At 71.5% G+C, this 22,879-nt stretch carries 20 protein-coding genes; 19 read left to right on the plus strand and 1 reads right to left on the minus strand.

The features are described from left to right. Nucleotides 1–75: 75 nt before the first annotated feature. The 19 genes from ACSBPH_RS15970 to ACSBPH_RS16060 all read left to right on the plus strand — a co-directional run bounded on the left by ACSBPH_RS15970 (nt 76) and on the right by ACSBPH_RS16060 (nt 21,266). A complete protein-coding gene (locus ACSBPH_RS15970; protein ID WP_442575300.1) occupies nt 76–867 on the plus strand; it encodes an amino acid ABC transporter ATP-binding protein in 792 nt (263 codons plus the stop codon). Nucleotides 868–986: 119 nt separating this feature from the next. Then, nucleotides 987–1,901: a glutamate ABC transporter substrate-binding protein gene (locus ACSBPH_RS15975; protein ID WP_442575301.1), complete on the plus strand. Its 915-nt coding sequence runs from the start codon at nt 987–989 to the stop codon at nt 1,899–1,901. A 76-nt stretch (nt 1,902–1,977) separates the two neighbouring features. Beyond that, entirely contained in the window at nt 1,978–2,625 is a 648-nt protein-coding gene (locus tag ACSBPH_RS15980; protein ID WP_442575302.1) for an amino acid ABC transporter permease, read from the plus strand. Nucleotides 2,626–2,683: 58 nt separating this feature from the next. Beyond that, complete coding sequence (locus ACSBPH_RS15985; RefSeq protein ID WP_442575303.1) at nt 2,684–3,613, plus strand: amino acid ABC transporter permease; 930 nt, start codon at nt 2,684–2,686, stop codon at nt 3,611–3,613. Between the two features lie 74 nt (nt 3,614–3,687). After that, nucleotides 3,688–4,728, plus strand: a complete 1,041-nt coding sequence (gene pheS, locus ACSBPH_RS15990) for a phenylalanine--tRNA ligase subunit alpha (RefSeq protein ID WP_442575304.1) — start codon at nt 3,688–3,690, stop codon at nt 4,726–4,728. Beyond that, on the plus strand, nt 4,728–7,259 hold the full coding sequence (gene pheT, locus ACSBPH_RS15995; RefSeq protein WP_442575305.1) for a phenylalanine--tRNA ligase subunit beta: 2,532 nt from the start codon (nt 4,728–4,730) through the stop codon (nt 7,257–7,259). Before pheS ends, pheT begins: the two co-directional genes overlap by 1 nt. A 165-nt stretch (nt 7,260–7,424) precedes the next feature. Further along, the gene (locus ACSBPH_RS16000; RefSeq protein WP_442575306.1) at nt 7,425–8,183 is read left to right on the plus strand and encodes a dienelactone hydrolase family protein; all 759 of its coding nucleotides are present in this window, start codon (nt 7,425–7,427) and stop codon (nt 8,181–8,183) included. Further along, entirely contained in the window at nt 8,180–9,157 is a 978-nt protein-coding gene (locus ACSBPH_RS16005) for an NAD-dependent epimerase/dehydratase family protein (protein WP_442575307.1), read from the plus strand. The genes ACSBPH_RS16000 and ACSBPH_RS16005 overlap by 4 nt, the downstream gene beginning before the upstream one ends. A gap of 286 nt (nt 9,158–9,443) precedes the next feature. Next, on the plus strand, nt 9,444–10,496 hold the full coding sequence (gene argC, locus ACSBPH_RS16010; RefSeq protein ID WP_442575308.1) for an N-acetyl-gamma-glutamyl-phosphate reductase: 1,053 nt from the start codon (nt 9,444–9,446) through the stop codon (nt 10,494–10,496). 115 nt (nt 10,497–10,611) lie between these two features. Further along, a complete protein-coding gene (gene argJ / locus ACSBPH_RS16015; RefSeq protein ID WP_442575309.1) occupies nt 10,612–11,769 on the plus strand; it encodes a bifunctional glutamate N-acetyltransferase/amino-acid acetyltransferase ArgJ in 1,158 nt (385 codons plus the stop codon). Continuing rightward, a complete protein-coding gene (gene argB / locus ACSBPH_RS16020; protein WP_442575310.1) occupies nt 11,766–12,668 on the plus strand; it encodes an acetylglutamate kinase in 903 nt (300 codons plus the stop codon). Before argJ ends, argB begins: the two co-directional genes overlap by 4 nt. Further along, a complete protein-coding gene (locus tag ACSBPH_RS16025; RefSeq protein ID WP_442575311.1) occupies nt 12,665–13,891 on the plus strand; it encodes an acetylornithine transaminase in 1,227 nt (408 codons plus the stop codon). Before argB ends, ACSBPH_RS16025 begins: the two co-directional genes overlap by 4 nt. Next, nucleotides 13,888–14,811: an ornithine carbamoyltransferase gene (gene argF / locus ACSBPH_RS16030; protein ID WP_442575312.1), complete on the plus strand. Its 924-nt coding sequence runs from the start codon at nt 13,888–13,890 to the stop codon at nt 14,809–14,811. Before ACSBPH_RS16025 ends, argF begins: the two co-directional genes overlap by 4 nt. Then, on the plus strand, nt 14,790–15,959 hold the full coding sequence (locus ACSBPH_RS16035; RefSeq protein ID WP_442575313.1) for a heparan-alpha-glucosaminide N-acetyltransferase domain-containing protein: 1,170 nt from the start codon (nt 14,790–14,792) through the stop codon (nt 15,957–15,959). Before argF ends, ACSBPH_RS16035 begins: the two co-directional genes overlap by 22 nt. Next, nucleotides 15,956–17,386, plus strand: coding sequence for an argininosuccinate lyase (argH, locus tag ACSBPH_RS16040; RefSeq protein WP_442575314.1), 1,431 nt, complete (start codon nt 15,956–15,958; stop codon nt 17,384–17,386). Before ACSBPH_RS16035 ends, argH begins: the two co-directional genes overlap by 4 nt. Before the next feature lie 72 nt (nt 17,387–17,458). Next, nucleotides 17,459–18,103, plus strand: coding sequence for a SatD family protein (locus tag ACSBPH_RS16045; protein ID WP_442575315.1), 645 nt, complete (start codon nt 17,459–17,461; stop codon nt 18,101–18,103). After that, a complete protein-coding gene (locus ACSBPH_RS16050; RefSeq protein WP_442575316.1) occupies nt 18,100–19,011 on the plus strand; it encodes a hypothetical protein in 912 nt (303 codons plus the stop codon). Before ACSBPH_RS16045 ends, ACSBPH_RS16050 begins: the two co-directional genes overlap by 4 nt. 67 nt (nt 19,012–19,078) lie before the next feature. After that, complete coding sequence (gene tyrS / locus ACSBPH_RS16055; RefSeq protein WP_442575317.1) at nt 19,079–20,392, plus strand: tyrosine--tRNA ligase; 1,314 nt, start codon at nt 19,079–19,081, stop codon at nt 20,390–20,392. A gap of 37 nt (nt 20,393–20,429) precedes the next feature. Then, nucleotides 20,430–21,266: a DUF4184 family protein gene (locus ACSBPH_RS16060; protein ID WP_442575318.1), complete on the plus strand. Its 837-nt coding sequence runs from the start codon at nt 20,430–20,432 to the stop codon at nt 21,264–21,266. Between the two features lie 153 nt (nt 21,267–21,419). Here the strand turns inward: ACSBPH_RS16060 and ACSBPH_RS16065 are convergent, their stop codons facing one another. After that, a complete protein-coding gene (locus ACSBPH_RS16065; RefSeq protein ID WP_442575319.1) occupies nt 21,420–22,766 on the minus strand; it encodes a CoA transferase in 1,347 nt (448 codons plus the stop codon). Between the last annotated feature and the right edge of the window lie 113 nt (nt 22,767–22,879).

Here is a 22,879-nt window from a genome sequence, read left to right on the forward strand (position 1 = left end):
CGCTCTCTGTTACAGGTCGGTAAAGCTCGCGACAACCCCTGGCACAGTGTCACAAGTGCCTCCTAGGGTTCCGTTATGGCGACACTCGACGGCGGTGCCCCGAAGACGTCCAACATCTCTGTCCGGCGTGGCGACCCGCTCGTGGTCGTCACCGACGTGCAGAAGCACTATGGCGACTTCCAGGCCCTGAAAGACATCGACCTCACGGTCAACCGGGGTGAGGTGGTCGTCGTGATCGGGCCTTCCGGCTCGGGCAAGTCGACGCTCTGCCGCACGATCAACCGGCTCGAGACCATCACGAGCGGCACGATCACGATCGACGGCAAAGAGCTCCCCAAAGAGGGGCGGGCGCTGGCAGAGCTGCGCGCCGACGTCGGGATGGTGTTCCAGTCGTTCAACCTCTTCGCGCACCTCACGATCCTCGACAACGTGACGCTCGGGCCGATCAAGGTGCGGAAGATGAAGAAGGCGGATGCCGAGCGCGAGGCGAAGGTGCTGCTCGACCGCGTGGGGGTGGGCCAGCAGGCGAACAAGCTCCCCGCACAGCTCTCGGGCGGCCAGCAGCAGCGTGTCGCCATCGCTCGCGCGCTCGCGATGAACCCGAAGCTGATGCTCTTCGACGAGCCCACCAGCGCCCTCGATCCCGAGATGATCAATGAAGTCCTCGACGTCATGGTGAGCCTCGCCCAGGAGGGCATGACGATGATCGTCGTGACCCACGAGATGGGCTTCGCGCGCAAGGCGGCCGACCGGGTCGTCTTCATGGCGGACGGCCAGATCGTCGAGGAGGCGACGCCGGAGGGGTTCTTCACCAACCCCACCTCGGCCCGCGCGAAGGACTTCCTCTCGAAGCTCCTCACTCACTGAGGCTCCGAGTCCCGCACCAGAAAGGACCACCCCCGGCAACACAGCGATGCATCCCGGCGGCCCGACGTCATCGGATACGGAACGAATACGACATGCGCAATCACAGAGGAGAACAGCACATGCGAAAGTCACGGATCATCACCGCCCTCGGCCTCGCCGCGGCAGCGGCCCTCACCCTCACGGCGTGCAACAGCGGCACTCCGGGCGGCTCGCCCACGACCGAATCGTCGGGGAGCGCCGCCGAGAACGGCACCTGGTTCACCGTCGCGAAAGACGTCCAGCTCGAGGGCAGCCCGACCTTCGACAAGATCAAGGAGCGCGGGAGCGTCAAGGTCGGCGTCAAGGAGGACCAGCCGGGTCTCGGCTATCTCGACCCGACCACCGGCGACCGCACCGGCTTCGACGTCGACATCGCACGGTGGGTCGCGGCATCCCTGGGCTACGACGAGGACAAGATCGAGTTCACGGCGATCCCGTCGGCCAACCGCGAGCAGGCGATCGTCAACGGCGACATCGACTACTACGTCGGCACGTACTCGATCACCGACAAGCGCAAAGAGCAGATCTCGTTCGCGGGGCCGTACTTCGTGACGGGCCAGGGTCTCCTCGTCGCCGCCGACAACAGCGACATCAAGGGGCCCGACGACCTCGCGGGCAAGAACGTCTGCTCGGCGACCGGCTCGACCTCGATCCAGCGGATCAAGACCGACTACCCCGACGCCAAGACGACGGAGTTCGACACGTACTCGCAGTGCGTCGAGCAGCTCAAGACCGGCCAGGTCGACGCCGTCACGACGGATGAGGCGATCCTGATCGGCTACGCCGCACAGGACCCCGACAACCTCAAGGTCGTCGGCGACGTCTTCAGCGAGGAGCGCTACGGCGTCGGCATCCCGAAGGGCGACACGGCGCTGCAGGAGTACATCAACAAGATGTTCACCGACGGCGGCGACATCTGGCAGGCGATCTTCGACAAGAACCTCGGCTCCGCCGGGGTCAAGGGGCAGCAGCCGCAGCCCGACCCCGTCGGCTGATCGATCCGTGGTGGCGCCCGCTCGCGGCGGGCGCCACCACTCCACTTGAGAAGAGGACGAGGAGGAGGATGCCGCGGTGAACCAGTTCTTCGACTATCCCGACTTATGGCTCGAAGCCCTCGGGGGCACGCTCCTGCTCTTCGTCGGCGGGGGCGTCATCGCGCTCGTGCTCGGCGTCGTCGTCGGGGCGATGCGTGTCTCACCGGTCCCCATCGCGCGTGCCGTGGGCACGGTGTACGTGAACTGGATCCGCAACACCCCGCTCACCCTCGTGATGTTCTTCTTCGCATTCTGCGTGCCGCTCCTCGTCCCCGGCCGCGCGAACTTTCTCGTCCTCGCCGTCTCGGCGCTCGGCATCTACACCGCCACCTACGTGGCCGAGACCATCCGCTCCGGCGTCAACACGGTCCCGGTCGGACAAGCCGAGGCCGCCCGGGCACTCGGCCTCACCTTCGGCCAGGTCATGACCCACGTCGTGATGCCGCAGGCGGCCCGATCCGTGATCCCCCCGATGATGAGCGTCTTCATCGCGCTCCTGAAGAACACGACGGTCGCGGCGGGCTTCGCGGTCGTGAACCTCGGCAACATCCGCGCCGACATGAGCGAGAAGGGCGAGAACCAGCTCGTGACGATCCTGCTCGTCATGGCCGTGTTCGTCGTGATGGTGTTCCTGCTCGCGTGGGTCCAGCGCATCTTCGAGCGGAAGTGGAGGATCGCGCGATGAGTCGGTGGATCACCTGTGACGCGCGATCGAGCGCGCCCTGCCTCAACGGAGCCGGCCGATGAGCAGCGTCCTGTACGACGTCCCCGGCCCCAAGGCCGTCGTCCGCAACCGGATCCTCGGAATCCTCACGATCCTCGTGGTCCTCGCGATCCTGGGCTTCGTCCTGTACCGATTCTGGGTCACCGGCCAGTTCACGGCCGAGAAGTGGTACGCCTTCACCTTCACGCGCGTGTGGGAGCAGTTCGGTCTCGCGACGCTGCGCACACTCGGCGCCTTCGTCGTCGCGGCGATCGGATCGGTGATCCTGGGCTTCGTGCTCGCGATCGGGCGCCTGTCCGATCACGCGTGGGTGCGCCTGCCGGTAACGGCGGTCATCGAGGTCTTCCGCGCCATCCCGGTCCTCGTCTTCATGATCCTGCTGTACTACGGCCTCCCGGTCATCGGGATCAAGATGACCTCGTACTGGGCCGTCGTCATCGCCCTCATCGCCTACAACGGCTCGGTCCTCGCGGAGGTCATCCGCGCCGGCGTCGAGTCGCTCCCGCGCGGTCAGCGCGAGGCGGGCTTCGCGATCGGCCTGCGCAAGTCCGGCGTGCTGAGGCTCGTGCTCCTGCCGCAGGCCGTTCGCGCGATGCTGCCGGTGATCATCTCGCAGCTCGTGGTCTGCCTGAAAGACACGGCCCTCGGCTTCATCATCACCTACCCCGAGCTGCTGTACTTCGCCCGCACGCTGGGCTCGAACGCGGTGCTCGGCTCCCCGCTCATCCCGGCCGCGCTCGTCGCGGGGGCGATCTACGTCATCCTCTGCCTCGTGCTGTCGTACACGGCCTACGTCGTCGAGAAGCGCCTGCGCCGCTCGCCGCGTGCGATCGGGGTCGCCGGTGCGGGGGTCGGCCCCGGTATCGGCAACGCCGCGACGACCGACACCGCGCTCATCGTGGCGCAGCACGACGTCACCACCATCGAGCGCGACGCCGGCGGCTCGTAGCGCGGCTGGCCCGGGGCCGCCGCACCCGGACGGCGGCGGGGTGAGGCATCCGCCCGCCGGTAGACTCGATCTTCGTGTCTGACGTTCCCGAGATCACGCCCCAGGCGGTGGAGGATGCTGTCGCGGCGGCGCTGGCGGCGTTCGCCGCAGCCTCCACGACGGCCGACCTGAAGGCCGCGCGCTCCGCTCACAGCGCCGAGGGCTCGCCGCTGGCGAGGCTCAACGCGCGCCTGCGCGATGTCGCCCCCGAGCACAAGGCCGAGTACGGCAAGCTCATCGGCCAGGCCCGGGGGCGCGTCAATCAGGCGCTCGCCGCGCGCGAGGCCGAGGTCGACGCCGCCGAGACCGTCGCACGACTGGAGGCCGAGCGCGTCGACATCACGGCGCTGCCTCAGCGGGCCCGCGTCGGGGCGCGGCATCCGATCTCCCTCCTGCAGGAGGAGATCGCCGAGATCTTCGTCGGCATGGGGTGGGAGATCGCCGAAGGCCCCGAGCTCGAGCACGAGTGGTTCAACTTCGACGCCCTGAACTTCGACGAGGACCACCCCGCGCGCCAGATGCAGGACACGTTCTTCGTCGACCCCGTCGAGCGGCACCTCGTCATGCGCACGCACACCTCGCCCGTGCAGGTGCGCTCGATGCTCGAGCGTGACCTCCCGATCTACGTCCTGTGCCCCGGCCGCGTGTACCGCACCGACGAGTTCGACGCGACGCACCTGCCGGTCTTCACGCAGTTCGAGGGTCTCGTCATCGACCGGGGCATCACGATGGCCCACCTCAAGGGCACCCTCGACCACGCGGCGCGCGTGCTCTTCGGCCCCGAGGCCAAGACGCGCTTCCGCGCCAACTACTTCCCCTTCACCGAGCCGTCCGCCGAGCTCGACCTGTGGCACCCGACCTTCAAGGGCGGCGCGCGCTGGATCGAGTGGGGCGGCTGCGGCATGGTGAACCCCAACGTCCTCCGCGCCGCGGGCATCGACCCCGAGGAGTACTCGGGCTTCGCCTTCGGCATGGGCATCGAGCGGACCCTCATGTTCCGCTCCGACGTCCAGGACATGCGAGACATGGCCGAGGGCGATGTCCGCTTCAGCGAGCAGTTCGGGATGGTGGTCTGATGCGCGTCCCGCTTTCGTGGCTGCGTGAGCATGTCGATGTGCCGACGGATGCCTCGGCCGAGGATGTCCTCGCGGCGCTGGTGCGCGTCGGGTTCGAGGAGGAGGACATCCACCGCTTCGAGCTCCAGGGCCCGATCGTGGTCGGCGAGGTGCTCGAGTTCGTCGAGGAGCCGCAGTCCAACGGCAAGACGATCCGCTGGTGCCAGGTGCGCGTCGCGCCGGGTGACGACCTCGCCGCCGACGGCGGCCCCGCCGTGCACGGCATCGTGTGCGGCGCCCGCAACTTCTTCGCGGGCGACAAGGTCGTGGTGACCCTTCCGGGCTCGGTTCTCCCGGGGCCCTTCCCGATCGCCGCCCGCAAGACGTACGGCCATGTCTCGGACGGCATGATCGCCTCGGCGAAGGAACTGGGTCTCGGCGACGAGCACTCGGGCATCCTGCGCCTGGTCGAGCTCGGCATCGACGCACCCGTCGGCACCGACGCCATCGCGCTCCTCGGCCTCGACGACGTCGCCGTCGACATCAACGTCACTCCCGACCGCGGGTACGCGCTCTCGGTGCGCGGCGTCGCCCGCGAGTACTCGCACGCGACCGGCGCGGCCTTCCGCGACCCCGCCGCGCGCGCGGCCGGCGAAGCCGACCTCCGTGACGCCGAGGCCTTCTCGGTGGCCGTCGCCGACGAGTCGCCCATCCGCGGCCGCGAGGGTGCGAGCGAGTTCGTCGCGCGCATCGTCCGCGACGTCGACCCGACCAAGCCCACCCCCGCCTGGATGGTGGCGCGGCTGACCCTCGCGGGCATCCGCTCGCTCGGCATCCTCATCGACATCACGAACTACGTCATGCTCGAGCTCGGTCAGCCGATCCACGGCTACGACCTCGACAAGCTGCAGGGCGGCATCACCGTGCGCCGCGCGGCGGCGGGAGAGAAGCTCGAGACGCTCGACGGCAAGGTGCGCACGCTCTCGGCGGAGGATCTGCTGATCACGGATGCCTCGGGCCCCATCGGCCTGGCAGGCGTCATGGGCGGCGGCACGACCGAGATGAGCGCCACGACGCGCAACGTTCTGATCGAGGCGGCCACCTTCGACACCGTGTCGATCGCGCGCACGGCCCGCCGGCACAAGCTGCCGAGCGAGGCATCCCGTCGCTTCGAGCGCGGCGTCGACCCGGCGATCCCGTTCGTCGCGGCCGCGCGGGTCGCCGAGCTCATGGTGCAGTACGCCGGCGGCACCGACACGCAGTCCGGCGGTGCCCTCATGCGCACGCTCGAGACGCGCCCCATCGAGCTGCCGAGCGGATTCGTCCCGGGTCTCATCGGGGTCGCATACACGACAGGCGAGATCGTCGGTGCCCTCGAGACGATCGGATGCCGCGTCGAGGAGTCCTCGGCCGGGTGGCAGGTCGTGCCGCCCACGTGGCGCCCCGACCTCACCGACAAGTGGACGCTCGCCGAAGAGGTCGCCCGCATCGAGGGCTACGACCGCATCCCCTCCGTGCTGCCGCTCCCGCCGTCGGGCCGCGGCCTGACCCCGGCGCAGCACGGTCGCCGGCGCGTCGCCAACGCGCTCGCCGCCGCCGGATTCGTCGAGACGCCGTCCTTCGGCTTCACGACCGAAGAGCTCAACGACCTCCACGGGTCGCCGTCGGGGGAGCATCTCCCCTCGATCAAGCTGGCCAACCCCCTCGACGGGCAGTCGCCGTTCTTGCGGCGCTCGCTCGTGCCGGGCCTGCTCCAGGTCGCGCACCGCAACCTGTCGCGCGGTCTCACCGACCTGTCGCTCTTCGAGAGCGGAACCGTCTTCCTCCCCGAGCCGGGTGTGCGCTACGGCACGTCGTCGGTTCCGCCCCTCGCCGTGAGGCCGGATGCCGCGACCCTCGCCGAGCTCGACGCCTCGATCCCGCCGCAGCACCGCCACATCGCGGTGCTGCTGACGGGCGGCGTCGTCGCGAAGCAGCCGGCGCAGGCGCCCGTCGCCGCCGACCTCTCGGATGCGCTCGACGCCGTCCGCGTCATCGCGGCCGCCGCCGGTGTCTCGATCGATGTCGCCCAGGGGCAGCGCACGGCGCTTCACCCGGGCCGCACCGGCGTGCTCTCGGTCGGGGGCACCGAGGTCGGCTACGTCGGCGAGGTCCTTCCCGCGGTGGCCGAGGCATCCGATCTTCCGGGGCGCGTGTACGTCGCCGAGCTCGACCTCGACCTCGTCCTGTCGCTCGCGGGCGAGAAGGTCGTCGCGGCGTCGCTCTCGACGTTCCCGGCCGCCACGCAGGACGTGTCGCTCGTGCTGGCCGCCGAGGTTCCCGCCGCGGCGCTCCGCGCCGCGCTCGTCGAGGGCGCCGGCGAGCTGCTCGAGTCGGCGCGCCTCGTCGACGACTACCGCGGCCCGGGCGTGCCCGAGGGCGCGAAGAGCCTCACGTTCGCGCTCCGCTTCCGGGCCCCCGACCGCACCCTGACGGCGGCCGAGGCCACCGAGGCGAAGCTCGCGGGCGTCGCCGCGGCATCCGTCGCCTTCGGCGCCACCCTCCGCGAGTAGCCGGCCCGCGCACGCACCCTCCCGCGCCCGTCGGGATCGTACGTTCTCGCCGAAACCGCACGTCATCGTCGCGAGCGACGTGTGGTCTCGGCGATAACGTGTGCACTCGCCGGGCGCGCCGCGCTCCTGCGGGCGTAGGTTGGAAACCCCGACCCGAGGAGACGTGTGTCCGAGACCATCCAGCTCACGGCGCCCGATGACACGCAGTTCGACGTCTACGTCGCCAGACCCGGAGCGGAGGATGCCGCGATCGTCGGCGGTCTCGTGCTCATCCACGAGGTCTGGGGGCTCGTGCCCCACATCCGCGACGTCGCCGACCGGTTCGCCGAGGAGGGCTGGCTCGTCGCCGCCCCCGACATCCTCAGCAAGGCGGGAGTCGCGCCGCACCCGGGCGAAGAGCTCTTCGAACTGCTGAACAGCCCGGATGAGGCGGTCCGCACGGCCGCACAGCCCCGCCTCCGCGACGCCCTCTCCGAGATGCGCGCGCCCGGATACGCCGAGTGGGCGGTGCAGGCGCTGACGGCCGTCGTCGACTGGCTCGAGGAGCAGCCCGACGTCGACGGGCGGATCGCCGTCACGGGCTTCTGCTTCGGCGGCACCTACGCCTTCGCGCTCGCGGCGTCGGACGACCGCATCCGCGCCGCCGTCCCGTTCTACGGCACGGCGCCGAGCCCCGACCGCATCGCGCAGATCCAGGCTCCCGTGCTCGCCCTCTACGGCGAGCGCGATCCTTCCCTCATCGACGCGCTCCCGGCCGTCCGCCAGGCGATGGCCGATGCCGGCGTCGATTTCGAGGCCGTCGTGTACCCCGGTGCGCAGCACGCGTTCTTCAACGACACCGGCAGCCGGTACAGCGCCGCCCACGCGATGGAGGCATGGGCGCGCGTGCTGGAGTTCCTCGACGAGAAGGTCGTCCACGCGTGACCGCCGTCCTCATCCTCGGCGGCACGGGCTGGCTGAGCGGCCACGTCGCTCGCGGCTGGATCGCGGCGGGCGCAGAGGTCACCTGCCTCGCGCGCGGCGGCCGCCCCGCGCCCGAGGGGGCGACGCTCGTCGAGGCCGACCGCGCCGAGCCGGGCGCCTACGACGTCGTCGCGCAGCGCGACTGGGACGAGGTCGTCGACATCTCGTCCGACGCGGGGCACGTGGCATCCGCCTGCGCCGCCCTCGCCGCGCGCGCGGCGCACTGGACCTACGTCTCCACGCTCTCGGTCTACGCCGAGAGCGACGTCGAGGGCGCCGACGAGTCGGCGGCCCTCCTCGAGCCGGCGCGGCCGGACGACGAGTACGACTACGGGCGCGCGAAGGTCGCGGCCGAGGCATCCGTCCGCGAAGCGCTGGGAGAGCGCGCGGCGATCGTGCGCCCGGGGCTCATCGTCGGCCCCGGCGACCCGTCCGATCGGTTCGGATACTGGGTCGCGCGCTTCGCCGCGGCGGCGGACGGCCCCGTGCTCGTCCCCGAGACGCAGGGGCGCAGCGCCCAGGTGATCGACGTCCGCGATCTCGCCGACTTCGTCGTCGAGGTGGGGCGTCACCGCTGGACCGGGATCGCCAACGCGATCGGCGACTCCGTGCCGCTCGGGGACCTGCTCGCCGACGCCCGGGCTGCGGCCGGGCACACGGGCGACCTCCGCCACGCCGACGACGAGTGGCTGCAGGCGCACGACGTCCGGTTCTGGATGGGGCCGCGCTCGCTCCCGCTCTGGCTCCCCGCCGACATGAACGGCTTCTCGACCCGCACGAACGCCGTCTATCGCGGTGCCGGGGGAGGCCTGCGCCCTCTCACCGACACGCTTCGCGACACCCTCGCCGACGAGCGCGAGCGGGGCCTCGATCGCGAGCGGCGGTCGGGCCTCACGCGCGAGGAGGAGCTCGCCGTCATCGCCGAGCTCCCGTGACACGGGTGCCTCGGACCCGCCGTCGTCGCCGAGCTCGAGTGACATCCGATTTGCGGATGCCGGGGGCCCGCCGATATCGTCGCGACATGCCTTCGGCCGCCACGGGACTTCCGACGCTCCTTCCGAGCGTCGTTCCCGCGCGCCGACGTCAGGGCGGACGCCGACTCTAGGCGACCCTGCGCGCGGTCCCTCGCGGACCCCGGCGGGCGTCGCCGCCTCTTCCGGCCCCTGTCATCCGGGGCTCGGCTGAACTTCGTCCCCGCGCCCAGACCTTAAGGTGGAATCCATGACGTACTCGGTCGCCGTCTCCGGCGCATCCGGCTATGCGGGCGGTGAGATCCTCCGGATCCTCGCCGCACATCCCGACGTCGAGATCCGCACCGTGACGGCGCATTCGAACGCCGGACAGCCCCTCATCCAGCACCAGCCGCACCTCCGCTCGCTCGCGCACCTCACGCTCGACGACACGACGCCCGAGGTGCTCGCGGGTCACGACATCGTCTTCCTCGCCCTCCCGCACGGGCAGTCGGGCCAGTACACGGATGCCTTGGCCGACGCGGCTCTCGTCATCGACGCGGGCGCCGATCACCGCCTGACGTCGCAGGCCGACTGGGACCGGTTCTACGGGGGCGCCTTCCACGAGCCGTGGGTCTACGGCGTCCCCGAGCTCCCCGTCGCGGGCGGCACGCAGCGCGAGAGGCTCGTCGGCGCGACCCGGATCGCCGCCCCCGGCTGCAACGCGTCGACGGTCAGCCTGAGCCTCGCGCCCGGCGTCGCCGCCGGTGTCATCGACGCCTCCGACATCGTCACGGTGCTCGCCGTCGGCCCGTCCGGCGCCGGGAAGAGCCTCAAGACCAACCTCCTCGCGAGCGAGATCCTCGGCACCGCCAACCCCTACGCGGTCGGCGGGACGCATCGGCACATCCCCGAGATCCGCCAGGCGCTCGCCGCGGCCGGGCAGCGGGAGCCCTCGGGCATCCGCATCTCCTTCACGCCGGTCCTCGTGCCCATGGCCCGCGGCATCCTCGCGACCTCCACGGCCCCGATCGCGCCCGGCGCGACCGATGACGACATCCGCGGGGCGTGGGAGTCGGCGTATGGCGGCGAGACCTTCGTGCAGCTGCTGCCGGCGGGCCAGTTCCCGCGCACGGCCGACGTCATCGGCGCAAACACGGCGCTCCTCGGTCTCGCGATCGACCGCGACGCAGGACGCGTGACCGTCGTCGCCGCCGTCGACAATCTCGTCAAAGGCACGGCGGGCGCCGCCGTGCAGTCCATGAACATCGCGCTCGGCCTTCCGGAGGGCCGGGCTCTCACCGTGAACGGAGTGGCACCGTGAGCGCCGCGAACGCAAGACCAGCAGCGAGCACAGGGGCAGCCGCGACCACACCGGCTGCCGCGAACAGAACGGCAGCCACGACCACAACGGCAGCCGCGAGCCTGAGGACAGCATCGTGACCGTCACCGCCCCCCGCGGATTCGAGGCCGCCGGTGTCGCGGCCGGACTCAAGTCGAGCGGCAATGCCGACATCGCCGTCGTGGTCAACCGGGGTCCTCTCAAGGTCGGTGCCGCGGTGTTCACGAGCAATCGCGCGAAGGCCAACCCGATCCTGTGGTCGCAGCAGGTCATCCAGGACGGAACGGTCGAGGCGATCGTCCTCAACTCCGGCGGCGCCAACTGCTTCACGGGCTCGTTCGGATTCCAGACGACGCACCAGACGGCCGAGAAGGCCGCCGAGCTCCTCGGCGTGAGCGCGGGCGACATCCTCGTCTGCTCGACGGGCCTCATCGGCACCGGCGACGAGGTGTTCCGCGCCAAGGTGCTCGCCGGCGCCGAGCAGGCCATCGCGCAGCTGAGCGCCGACGGCGGGGTCGCGGCATCCGAAGCCATCATGACGACCGACTCCCGCCCGAAGCGGAGCGTCCACGAGGGCGACGGCTGGAAGATCGGCGGGATGGCCAAGGGCGCCGGGATGCTGGCGCCCGGTCTCGCGACGATGCTCGTCGTCCTCACGACCGACGCCGTCCTGACCTCCGAGGAGGCCGACGCGCATCTGCGGGCGGCCACCCGCGTGAGCTTCGACCGCCTCGACTCGGACGGCTGCATGTCGACCAACGACCAGGTGTCGCTGCTCGTGAGCGGTGCGTCGGGGGTCACGCCCGATGCCGAGGCCTTCCGCGCGGCGCTCGCCGAGGTCTGCAGCGATCTCGCGCGCCAGCTGCAGGGGGATGCCGAGGGCGCGAGCCACGACATCACGATCGAGGTCGTGCACGCCGCCTCCGAGGAGGACGCCGTCGAGGTCGGACGCTCTGTCGCGCGCAACAACCTCTTCAAGGCCGCCATCTTCGGCAACGACCCCAACTGGGGCCGCGTCCTGGCCGCCATCGGCACGACCGAGGCCGCGTTCGACCCCTACGACGTCGACGTGTGGATGAACGGCGTCCGCGTGTGCTCCGCGGGGGGTCCCGATCAGCCGCGCGAGGCCGTCGACCTCACCCCCCGCGCGACCCGCCTCGTCATCGATCTCAAGGTCGGCGACGCGGCCGCGACGATCCTCACGAACGACCTGACGCACGACTACGTCCACGAGAACAGCGCCTACGCGACATGACCGACAAGCTGCAGCAGACAGATCCCCACGAAGCCAGCGCGAAAGCGGCGACCCTCATCGAGTCGCTGCCGTGGCTGCGTCGCTTCAGCGACCAGATCGTCGTCATCAAGTACGGCGGCAACGCCATGGTCTCCGAGGAGCTGCAGGACGCCTTCGCGGCCGACATCGCCTACCTCCGCTACGTCGGGATCAAGCCCGTCGTCGTGCACGGCGGGGGTCCGCAGATCTCGTCGATGCTCGATCGCCTCGCGATCCCGTCGGAGTTCAAGGGCGGCTACCGCGTCACCTCGACCGAGGCGATCTCGGTCGTGCGCATGGTGCTGACGGGCCAGATCAATCCGCAGCTCGTCGCCAAGATCAACGCGCACGGTCCTCTCGCCGCGGGGCTCTCGGGCGAAGACGCCGGCCTCTTCGGCGGCCGGCGCCGCGGCGTGACCGTCGACGGGGTCGAGCACGATCTCGGACGCGTCGGCGACGTCGTCCAGGTCGACCCGCAACCCGTGCTCGACCAGCTCGCGGCCGGCCGCATCCCGGTGGTCTCGAGCATCGCTCCCGATCTCGACAACCCCGGTCACTCGCTCAACGTCAACGCGGATGCCGCGGCCGCCGCGCTCGCGACGGCGCTCGGCGCGGCGAAGCTCGTCGTGCTCACCGACGTGCCGGGGCTCTACGCCGACTGGCCGAACCGCGACTCGCTCGTGGCGCACCTCACCTCGACCGAGCTGCGCGAGATCCTCCCGACGCTCGAGTCGGGCATGATCCCCAAGATGCAGGCGTGCCTCGAGGCCGTCGAGGGCGGGGTCGAGACGGCGGCGATCATCGACGGACGGGTGCCGCATTCGGTGCTCGTCGAGATCTTCACGAACAAGGGAATCGGAACGGAGGTGGTGGTCGGATGACGACGACGACGTGGCAGGATGACGCGGGGCGTGACCTCGTGCGCAGCTTCGGCGACCGGATGGCGCTCTTCACGCGCGGCGAGGGCGCATACCTGTGGGATGGTGACGGGCGACGCTACCTCGACTTCCTCGCGGGGATCGCGGTGAACTCTCTCGGCCACGCCCACCCGGTGTTCGTCGAGGCGATCTCGGCGCAGGCCGCCAAGCTCGCGCACGTCTCGAACTACTTCGCGACGCAGCCGCAGCTCGATCTCGCCGCGCGCCTCAAGCGCCTCGCGGGGACGGGTCCCTCGGGCCGGGTCTACTTCGGCAACTCGGGAGCCGAGGCCAACGAGGCCGCGTTCAAGCTCGCGCGTCTGCACGGCGGCGCCGAGCGCCCCCGCATCCTCTCCCTGAAGGACGCTTTCCACGGCCGCACGATGGGCACGCTCGCCCTCACCGGCAAGCCGTGGATGCAGGAGCCGTTCCTCCCCATGGTCGGCGGCGTCGAGTTCATCGACTCCACGATCGAGGCGCTCGAGGCCGCGATGGACGACCGCGTCGCGGCGCTGTTCGTCGAGCCGATCAAGGGGGAGGCGGGTGTCATCGAGCTGCCCGAGGGTTTCCTCCGCGCCGCGCGAGAGCTGACCGCTCGCCACGGCGCCCTCCTCATCATCGACGAGATCCAGACGGGCGCCGGGCGCACGGGCGAGTGGTTCGCCTTCCAGGGCGAAGGCATCACGCCCGACGCGATCACGGTCGCCAAGGGCATAGGCGGCGGCTTCCCGATCGGCGCGCTCATCACGTTCGAGGCCGCGAGCGACCTCTTCTACCCCGGCACCCACGGATCGACGTTCGGCGGCAACGCGCTCGGCACCGCCGTCGCCGGTGCCGTCCTCGCCGAGATCGAGCGTGCCGACCTCGTCGCGAATGCGACGCTCCGCGGCCTGCAGCTGCGCGCGGCGATCGAGTCGATCGGCTCGCCTCTGGTCGACGGATGCCGCGGCAAGGGCCTTCTCATCGGCGTCGCGCTGAAGCATCCCGTCGCCAAAGCGGTCGTCGCGGCCGCACTGGAGCACGGGCTCATCGTCAATGCCGCCAACGACGAGACGATCCGGCTCGCGCCGGCGCTCATCATCGGCGACGTGGAGATCGACGAGTTCACCGAGCTGTTCGCCGCGTCGCTCGCGACCGTCGCGGACGCGCTCGTGCTGGACGGAACGGACGCCGAGGTGACCGCATGACCCGCCACTTGCTGCGCGACGACGACCTGTCGCAGTCCGAGCAGGACGAGATCCTCGACCTCGCGGTCGCCCTAAAGAAGGATCGGTGGAAGCTCAAGCCGCTCGAGGGCCCCCAGACGGTCGCCGTGATCTTCGACAAGTCCTCGACCCGCACGCGGGTCTCGTTCGCCGTCGGGATCGCCGATCTGGGCGGGTCGCCCCTCATCATCTCGACGGCGAACAGCCAGCTCGGCGGCAAGGAGACCCCGAGCGACACGGCACGCGTCCTCGAGCGCCAGGTGGCCGCCATCGTGTGGCGCACGTACGCGCAGGCGGGGCTCGAAGAGATGGCCGCAGGCACGCGCGTACCCGTCGTCAACGCGCTGAGCGACGACTTCCACCCGTGCCAGCTGCTCGCCGACCTCCTGACCATCAAGGAGCACAAGGGCGAGCTCAAGGGGCTCACGCTCTCGTTCTTCGGCGACGGCCGCTCCAACATGGCGCACTCGTACGTCCTGGCCTGCGTGACAGCGGGGATGCACGTCCGCGTCGCCTCGCCCGAGGACTACGCGCCGCGCGACGACGTGATCGCCGACGCCGACCGCCGCGCGGCCGAGACCGGCGGCTCCGTGACCCTCTACACCGACCCCAACGAGGCCGCGGCCGGCGCCGACGTCATCGTGACCGACACGTGGGTGTCGATGGGCAAGGAGGAGGAGAAGCTCGCACGCCTGCGCGATCTGGGTGCCTTCAAGGTGACGCAGGAGATCATGAGCCTCGCCCGGCCCGAGGCGATCTTCATCCACTGCCTCCCGGCCGACCGGGGATACGAAGTGGATGCCGAGGTCATCGACGGACCGCAGAGCGTCGTGTGGGACGAGGCCGAGAACCGGCTCCACGCGCAGAAGGCCCTGCTGGTGTGGCTGCTCCGGCAGGACTGACCGGGCGCACCGCGCTGCGCTCCCGATGGGAGCGGCTCAACGACGCGCCTCGCGTCACGGGCATCGACCTCGCTCGCGGGCTCGCGATCGTCGGGATGCTCACGGCGCACCTCGTGACGTTCCCCGACCTCGTGTGGAACGATCCGTCGACCTATCTCGCGGTCGTGGACGGGCGGTCCTCGATCCTCTTCGCGACCCTCGCGGGGGTCTCGATGGGCCTCGTGACCGGAGGCGACAGGCCGCCGGCGATACCGGCGATGATGACGGCGTGGTGGCGCCTGGCCGTGCGGGCGGGCGTGCTCTGGGTCCTCGGCATCCTGCTCATCGCGACCGGCGTGCCGGTGTTCGTGATCCTCCCCGCCTATGCGGTGCTGTTCCTCCTCGCGATCCCGTTCACGGCGCTCTCCGCGCGGACGCTCTTCGTCGTCGCGGGGGTGATCGCGCTCGTGATGCCGTGGGTGCAGGTGTGGCTCGACGCCCTCCCGGTGTGGTCCACCCCGGTGGGGGAGGAGGTGTCGCTGGCTCTCGGCTGGCATTACCCGTTCCCGGTGTGGATCGCGTTCGTGCTCGCGGGCCTCGGGCTCGCGCGCGCCGGGATCCGCGACATCCGGGTGCAGGTCGCCGCGGTCGCCGCGGGCGTCGGGCTCGCCGCCCTCGGCTACGGCCTGCACATCGTCTCCGGCACGGCACCGTCGCCGGCTCAGCCGCCCCTCGAGTCGTCGCTCGACCAGCCGTCGCTCGCGGGCGCCTGGACCGCGCTGCCGCACTCGAGCGGTGTCCTCGAGGCGGTGGGCTCCGGCGGGTTCGCGCTGGCCGTCGTCGGAGCGTGCCTCCTCGTCTGCCGCACCGCCCTGGTGTGGCTCGCGCTGCCGCTGCGCGCGACCGGCGCGATGCCCCTCACCGCCTACACGGCGCAGATCCTCGTGTGGGCGGTGTGGGCGGCGGTCGCGCTCGGCGACACGCGGGCGCTCCTCGAGTTCCGCGCCCTGTCGCCGTTCCTCCCGATCACGCTCGGGGTGATCGTGGGATGCACGGCGTGGGCGCTCCTCGTCGGACGCGGGCCGCTGGAGTGGGCGACCGACCGCATCGCGCGCCTCGTCGTCAGAGACCGGGCGCACCACGGCGCCCCCGATAGGCTGGGACGGTGAGCGATGCGAAGGGCGAAGGAACAAACGAAGGCGCACTCTGGGGCGCCCGATTCGCCTCCGGGCCGTCGCCCGAGCTCGCGGCGCTGAGCCGCTCGACGCACTTCGACTGGACGCTCGCCCTCTACGACATCGCCGGCTCCCACGCCCACGCGAAAGCGCTCGCCGCGGCCGGCTACCTCACCGGCGACGAGGAGCGTGCCATGCACGCGGGCCTCGATGTGCTCGCCCGCGGCATCCAGGACGGCACCCTCCGCGCCGGCCCCGCCGACGAGGATGTGCACGGCGCCCTCGAGGCCGCGCTCCTGCGCGAGGTCGGACCCGAGCTCGGCGGCAAGCTCCGCGCCGGCCGCAGCCGCAACGACCAGATCGCAACCCTCGTGCGGATGTATCTGCTCGATCATTCGAGGGTCATCGCACGCGACATCCTCCGCCTCGTCGACGCGATCGTGTCGCAGGCCGAAGCGCACCCCGAGGCGATCATGCCCGGGCGCACGCACCTCCAGCACGCGCAGCCGATCCTCCTCGCGCACCACCTGCAGGCCCACGCGTGGCCCCTGGTCCGCGACCTCGAGCGCCTTCGCGACTGGTCGGCGCGCGCATCGGTCTCGCCGTACGGCGGGGGAGCGCTGGCCGGTTCCAGCCTGGGCCTCGACCCCGCGCTCGTCGCGCGCGAGCTCGGGCTCGCGCGTCCGTCCGAGAACTCCCTCGACGGCACGTCGGCGCGTGACGTCGTGGCGGAGTTCGCCTACATCGTGGCGCAGATCGGGATCGACCTGTCGCGCTTCGCGGAAGACGTCATCCTGTGGAACACGCGGGAGTTCGGCTTCGTGACCCTCGACGACGGCTACTCCACGGGGTCGAGCATCATGCCCCAGAAGAAGAACCCCGACATCGCCGAGCTCGCGCGCGGCAAGGCCGGCCGTCTCGTCGGCAACCTCGCGGGTCTCCTCACGACGCTGAAGGGCCTGCCGATCGCGTACAACCGCGATCTGCAGGAAGACAAGGAGCCGGTCTTCGACTCGGTCACGACCCTCGAGCTCGTGCTGCCGGCGTTCGCGGGCATGGTGGCGACGCTCACCTTCCACACGGACCGCATGGCCGAGCTCGCCCCGCTCGGCTTCTCGCTGGCGACGGATGTCGCGGACTGGCTCGTGCGCCGCGGGGTGCCCTTCCGCGATGCCCACGAGATTTCCGGCTCGCTCGTGCGTCTGTGCGAGGAGCACGGCATCGAACTCCACGAAGCCACCGACGAGCAGCTCGCCTCGATCTCGCCGTCGTTGACGCCTGAGGTGCGGGAAGTCCTCACCGTGCAGGGCTCGGTGGCCTCGCGGTCGGGCACGGGCGGCACGGCTCCCGAACGCGTCGGCGAGCAGCGCGTCGAACTGGTGAGCCGCGCGCAGGCGGCGGCGCACGCCCTCGGCCTCTGACAGCGCGCTTATCACCGGCGAAAGATAAGCGATCTGATTATCTATCAAGAAGATAAGTGATACGCTTATCTCATGGTCATTGCCACGATCGCCGACATCGTCGGCTCCCGCCGCCTCGCCGATCGCGGTGCGGCTCAGCGGGCCATCGACACCGCGATCGCGGCGATCGAAGAGCAGCTGCCGCTCGCGCTCGAGCCGCTCCGCCCGACGGTCGGCGACGAGCTGCAGGGCGTCTACGGGAGCCTCGACGATGCGCTCGCGTCGCTCCTCCTGGTCCAGCTCGCCTTGCCCGACGGCGTGGAGTGCCGCTTCGGGCTCGGGATCGGCGCCGTCGACGGCTTCGAGTCCGCGAGCGGCCGGCTGCAGGACGGCCCGGGCTGGTGGGCTGCGCGGGCGGCGATCGACACCGTCCACGCCAAGCAGCAGCGCGCCGCGCCGAGCGCGCGCACGTGGGTTGTCGCATCCCCCGACGAGGATGCTGGAGTGCACACGGCCGCGGCGCTCGCCAACTCCTATCTCCTGGCGCGGGATCACCTCGTCGGCGGGATGAACGAGCGCGCCCGCCGGCTCACCTTCGGGCGCTGCCTGGGCCGCACCCAGCGCGATCTCGCCCAGGAGGAGGGCATCACGCAGCCCGCCGTCTCACAGGCGCTCGCCGCCTCGGGCGCACCGGCGCTCGTCGAGGGCTTCCTCGTGTTGAGAGCAGACCAGGCATGATCGGCGCCGGGCTCGTCCTTCTCGCCGTCGGCGCGGCCGATCTGCTGCGCGAGTTCCTGCCGGCGGCGCGCCGGTGGATCGGGCTGGTCGCCGGCGCCGTGCTCCTCCTCGTGCTCGGCGTGCTGGTCGACGCGATCCTCGCCGCGCTCGCCGCGATCGTGGTCGCCGCCCTCTGGGTGTGGCTCGCCCCGATCGGCGGACGAGCCCGCGCGGGCTTCTGGCCGGCCGTCGTGCTCGCCGTGCTCTGCGCCGCCCTCGTCGTCACGATCCCCGCCCGCTCGGCCGCCGGCGTGATCGCCGACGGGTGGGAGCTCGCGACGCCGTTCGGAAGCGTCGGGTTCGACCACATCGTCCTCGTCGTCGGCACGGTCGTCTTCCTCATGGAGTCCGCCAACGTCGTCGTGCGCACGGCACTCCAGCAAGAGGCCGTGCAACTCGCCCGTGTCGCGGCCGATGCCGTCTCCGCCGATCCCGCGGAGGGCACGCGCGCGGTGCCCGCGGATTCGATGACGGATGCCTCGTCCCCGGCCGACACGTCCGGCGGCGCCGCCGTTGGCGCGCCGGCCGCTGCATCCGTCGACGAGACTCCGGTCGCGGCATCCGTCCAGGAACCTCCGGCCCCGGCATCCGTCGACGAAGCGGCGCCCCTCGCCGTCGAACCGGCCCTCAAGGGCGGCCGGCTCATCGGACCCCTCGAGCGCGTCCTCGTCTTCGCGCTGACCCTCGCCGCGATGTATCCGCTCCTGGCCGCGGTCCTCGCCGCGAAGGGCATCGTCCGGTTCCCCGAGATCTCGCGCGACAGCGCGGCCGGCAACCGCGCCGAGTACTTCCTCATCGGCAGCCTCGTGAGCTGGGTCATCGCACTGGCCGGCGCGCTCCTGGTCTGGTGGGCCTTCGCGACGCCGTGATCCTCGACCCCTCGGTCCGCGGCACCCCGGCGCGAGGCATCCGCACCCCGCTGATAGCCTGATCCGCGTGTCATCCGCGACTTCCGACCACGCTGTGAGTGCGCTCGAGCCCGCCAACGACCCGACGTTCGACAACGTCTGGGACGAGATCGTCTGGCGCGGCCTCGTGCACGTCTCGACCGACCAGCAGGCCCTGCGCGTCCTCCTCTCGGGCAGCCCGATCACCTACTACTGCGGATTCGACCCCACCGCGCCGAGCCTTCACCTCGGCAACCTGGTCCAGCTGCTCCTCATGCGTCGTCTGCAGCTGGCCGGGCACAAGCCCCTCGGCCTCGTCGGCGGTTCGACGGGCCTCATCGGCGACCCGCGGCCGAGCGCCGAGCGTACGCTCAACACGAAAGAGACCGTCGCCGAATGGGTCGGCTACCTGCGTGGCCAGGTCGAGCGCTTCCTGAGCTTCGAGGGCGACAACGCCGCGCGCATCGTGAACAACCTCGACTGGACGGCGCCGCTCACCGCGATCGACTTCCTGCGCGACATCGGCAAGCACTACCGCGTCGGCACGATGCTCAAGAAAGACGCCGTGAGCGCGCGCCTCAACTCCGAAGCGGGCATCAGCTACACCGAGTTCAGCTACCAGATCCTCCAGGGGCTCGACTACCTCGAGCTGTTCCGCACCTACGACTGCGTGCTGCAGACGGGCGGCTCCGACCAGTGGGGCAACCTCACGAGCGGCGTCGACCTCATCCACTACGTGGAGCACACGCCGGTGCACGCGATCGGCACGCCGCTGATCACCAACAGCGACGGGACGAAGTTCGGCAAGAGCGAGGGCAACGCCATCTGGCTCGACCCCGCGATGTGCAGCCCGTACCGGATGTACCAGTTCTGGCTCAACACCGACGACGACGACGTGATCCAGCGGCTCAAGATCTTCACGTTCCTCACGCGCGCCGAGATCGAGGAGTACGAGCGCCTCGTCGAGTCGGAGCCCTTCCGTCGCGCCGCACAGAAGCGCCTGGCGCTCGAGGTCACGACCTTCGTGCACGGGGCGGGTGCCGCGGCCGCCGTGATCGCGGCATCCGAAGCCCTCTTCGGTCAGGGCGACCTGACGACGCTCGACGCCGCCACGCTGCGGCAGGCCCTCGAAGAGCTTCCTCGTGCGACGGTCGCGGAAGGCACGCCCGTCGTCCAGGCGCTCGTCGACACAGGCCTCGTCTCCAGCCTGTCGGAGGGGCGGAGGGCGATCGCCCAGGGCGGCGTCTCGCTCGACGGCGCGCGCGTCGACGACGAGGCGGCCCTCGTCACGGGGTCGCTGCCCGGAGGGGTCTCGGTGCTGCGGCGCGGCAAGAAGACGCTCGCCGGCGTCTTCCTGGGCTGACCGGCCGCTCCCCGCCGAGCGCCTCACTCGCCGACGTATGCCGTTCACCCCGAGCCACGCCGTCGTCGCACTCCCGTTCGTGCGCACGCCTCTCGTGCCGGCGGCGATCGCCGTCGGTGCGATGACCCCCGACCTGCCGCTCTTCGTCCGATTCGCGCCGCTCGGCTACGGGCGCACGCACGATGTGGCCTGGCTTCCCGCGACGATGCTCCTCGCTCTCGTGCTGCTCCTCCTCTGGCGGTGCGCCCTGCGTCCGGCGGCGCGCGAGCTCTCGCCCGGCCCGCTCGCCGCGCGGCTGCCGGGGGAGTGGGACCGCGGCGCGGCGGGGTCGCTGCGCGACACGCTCGGTGTGCACGCCCGCAGGGAGCCCGGGCGGCCGCAGCGCTGGAGCCTGTCGTGGTCGGCGATCGTGCTGCTCCTGGCCTCGCTGGCGTTCGGCGTCGTGACCCACATCGTCTGGGACCTCTTCACGCACGAGGGGCGCTGGGGAGTCACCGCGATCCCCGCGCTCGAGCAGATGTGGGGGCCGCTCCTCGGCTACAAGTGGCTGCAGCACGGCTCGAGCGTCGTGGGCCTCGCCGTCATCGCCGTCTGGGCTGCGTCCTGGCTGCTCCGCCGGCCCGTCGCTCGCGCGGTGCCGCGGACTCTTCCGACGTGGGTGCGCTGGACGTGGTGGCTCTCGCTCCCCGCCGCTCTGGTCATCGCGTGGTTCGCCGGGGCCGCGATGCTCGGCCCCTTCGACGCCGCCTTCACACCGCAGCAGCTGGCGTACCGCGTGCTCCCGCCGGCGTGTGCCGCATGGGGGATGCTGACCCTCGCCCTCGCGCTGACGGTCCAGGTCGTGCGCGCGAACCGTCGGCCCGCGACGGCCTGATCGCGGCGCGGCAGACGCCCGCGACGGGCTGATCCTGTCGCGCGGCGGCCCGCGACGGGGCTGATCCCGTCGCGGGGCGACCCGGCGGCCGGGCCGACCTCGCGATCCGGTGACCCCGCAACCGCCCGCAACCCCGATCGTGCGGGCGACGGGCTATTCGCGAGCCGCCCAGGCGGGCTCGTCGCGGCCCCACGGGCGCGGCGCCGCGAACTCCCCGGGGCCGCCCTCGAACGACACCGCGGGCCCGACGGTCGTGACCGCGGTGCCCTCCACGTCGAACGTCTGCGTGTGAGGCGCCGGGTCGACGGGCGTGAACGTCGCAGGCTCGTCGGCACGCGGCATCCCGAGCAGTTCCGCCGCGACCCGACGCAGCGACGTCTCGGCGAGCCACGATCCGCCCTCCGCCTCGCGCCGCAGGAGGAGCGCCATGACCGCCGTCGCGAGGAGATACCCCGCGCTGTGGTCGAGCGCCTGTGCGGGAAGCGCGCCGGGCGTCGAGCCGTCTCGCGACTCGATCCACGCGATACCCGAGGCCGCCTGCACGATGCTGTCGAAGCCGCGCCGATCGGCCGCGCCCCATGCGGAGAGTTGCGCGATGAGGATTCCCGGATGCCGCGCCGCGAGGTCCGCCGGTGACAGCCCGAGTCGCGTGAGCCCGTCCGGGCGGTAGCCGAGCACGATGACGTCGGCCTGGGCGGCGAGAGCGTCGAATCGTGCGCGATCGAACGCGTCCGCCAGGTCGAGGAGCGCCGATCGTTTGCCGTGGCCCGTGTCGAGATGCTGCCAGGCGATCTCGGGGAGGTGCGGCGAGTCGACCCGCAGCACGTCCGCGCCGAGGAGCGCGAGGGTGCGCGTCGCGACGGGACCGGCGATGACGCGAGTGAGATCGAGCACCCGGACGCCGGCGAGCGGCACGGCGCGGCCGGGCGTGAGCGCGCGCGGGCGAGCGGCGCCGAGCGGGGAGATCCGCCCGAGAGGATCCGAGCGAAGGGCTGCGTCGACCTCGGGATGCTCGGGGAGCACCGCCGCGGCGATCCCGCCGCGTGAGGTGATGGCCTGCACCGAGATGTCGGCGGGCATGCAGGCGAGGGCGGCCGCCGCGGCTTCGGCACCCGCGTCGTCCGGCAGCCCGAGCGCCCCGCGCAGTGCACGGGCGTGGTGCGGGTAGTTGCCGTGCGTGCGCACCCAGCCGTCCGCCGCGCGGAAGAATCCCGACAGCGGCGCGAAGGCGATGGGCGGCGTGCCGTCGAGCGCCCCGTACCGCTCGCTCGCGTAGGCGAGCGCGATGCGATCCGGGTCGAGGGTCACGCGGCCGGACCCCGCGATCGTCGCCGCCACGAGCGACGCGGCGCCGACACTCGACCACGCGAGGTCGCCGACAGCGAGCCGGGAGGGGAGGGGGACCGGATGCCCCGCCCCCGCGAGCTCGGCGGTCGAATCCACGCCGAGCGCACGCAGGATCTCGCGCGGGCCTTCGGGGTCGTGGGGCTGGGGGCTCATGGGGGGACGATATTGCGCTCCGCGCCCCGCCGCGAGGGCCACGGCCGGGCCGGTGGCCCGGCCGTTCTGCCGCGTCGGCCCCGGCGGGCCGAGTCCGCGGGATTCCGGGCCGG

Origin of the sequence: Microbacterium sp. F51-2R (assembly GCF_052180235.1) — a bacterium.
Taxonomy (GTDB): domain Bacteria; phylum Actinomycetota; class Actinomycetes; order Actinomycetales; family Microbacteriaceae; genus Microbacterium.

Coding starts and splice junctions, on each gene's coding strand:
- argB (WP_442575310.1), top strand. CDS start 11,766: ATGACCGACAAGCTGCAGCAGACAGATCCCCACGAAGCCAGCGCGAAA.
- argC (WP_442575308.1), top strand. CDS start 9,444: ATGACGTACTCGGTCGCCGTCTCCGGCGCATCCGGCTATGCGGGCGGT.
- argF (WP_442575312.1), top strand. CDS start 13,888: ATGACCCGCCACTTGCTGCGCGACGACGACCTGTCGCAGTCCGAGCAG.
- ACSBPH_RS15975 (WP_442575301.1), top strand. CDS start 987: ATGCGAAAGTCACGGATCATCACCGCCCTCGGCCTCGCCGCGGCAGCG.
- ACSBPH_RS16065 (WP_442575319.1), bottom strand. CDS start 22,766: ATGAGCCCCCAGCCCCACGACCCCGAAGGCCCGCGCGAGATCCTGCGT.
- ACSBPH_RS16025 (WP_442575311.1), top strand. CDS start 12,665: ATGACGACGACGACGTGGCAGGATGACGCGGGGCGTGACCTCGTGCGC.
- ACSBPH_RS15970 (WP_442575300.1), top strand. CDS start 76: ATGGCGACACTCGACGGCGGTGCCCCGAAGACGTCCAACATCTCTGTC.
- ACSBPH_RS16045 (WP_442575315.1), top strand. CDS start 17,459: ATGGTCATTGCCACGATCGCCGACATCGTCGGCTCCCGCCGCCTCGCC.
- ACSBPH_RS15985 (WP_442575303.1), top strand. CDS start 2,684: ATGAGCAGCGTCCTGTACGACGTCCCCGGCCCCAAGGCCGTCGTCCGC.
- ACSBPH_RS16060 (WP_442575318.1), top strand. CDS start 20,430: ATGCCGTTCACCCCGAGCCACGCCGTCGTCGCACTCCCGTTCGTGCGC.
- pheT (WP_442575305.1), top strand. CDS start 4,728: ATGCGCGTCCCGCTTTCGTGGCTGCGTGAGCATGTCGATGTGCCGACG.
- ACSBPH_RS16050 (WP_442575316.1), top strand. CDS start 18,100: ATGATCGGCGCCGGGCTCGTCCTTCTCGCCGTCGGCGCGGCCGATCTG.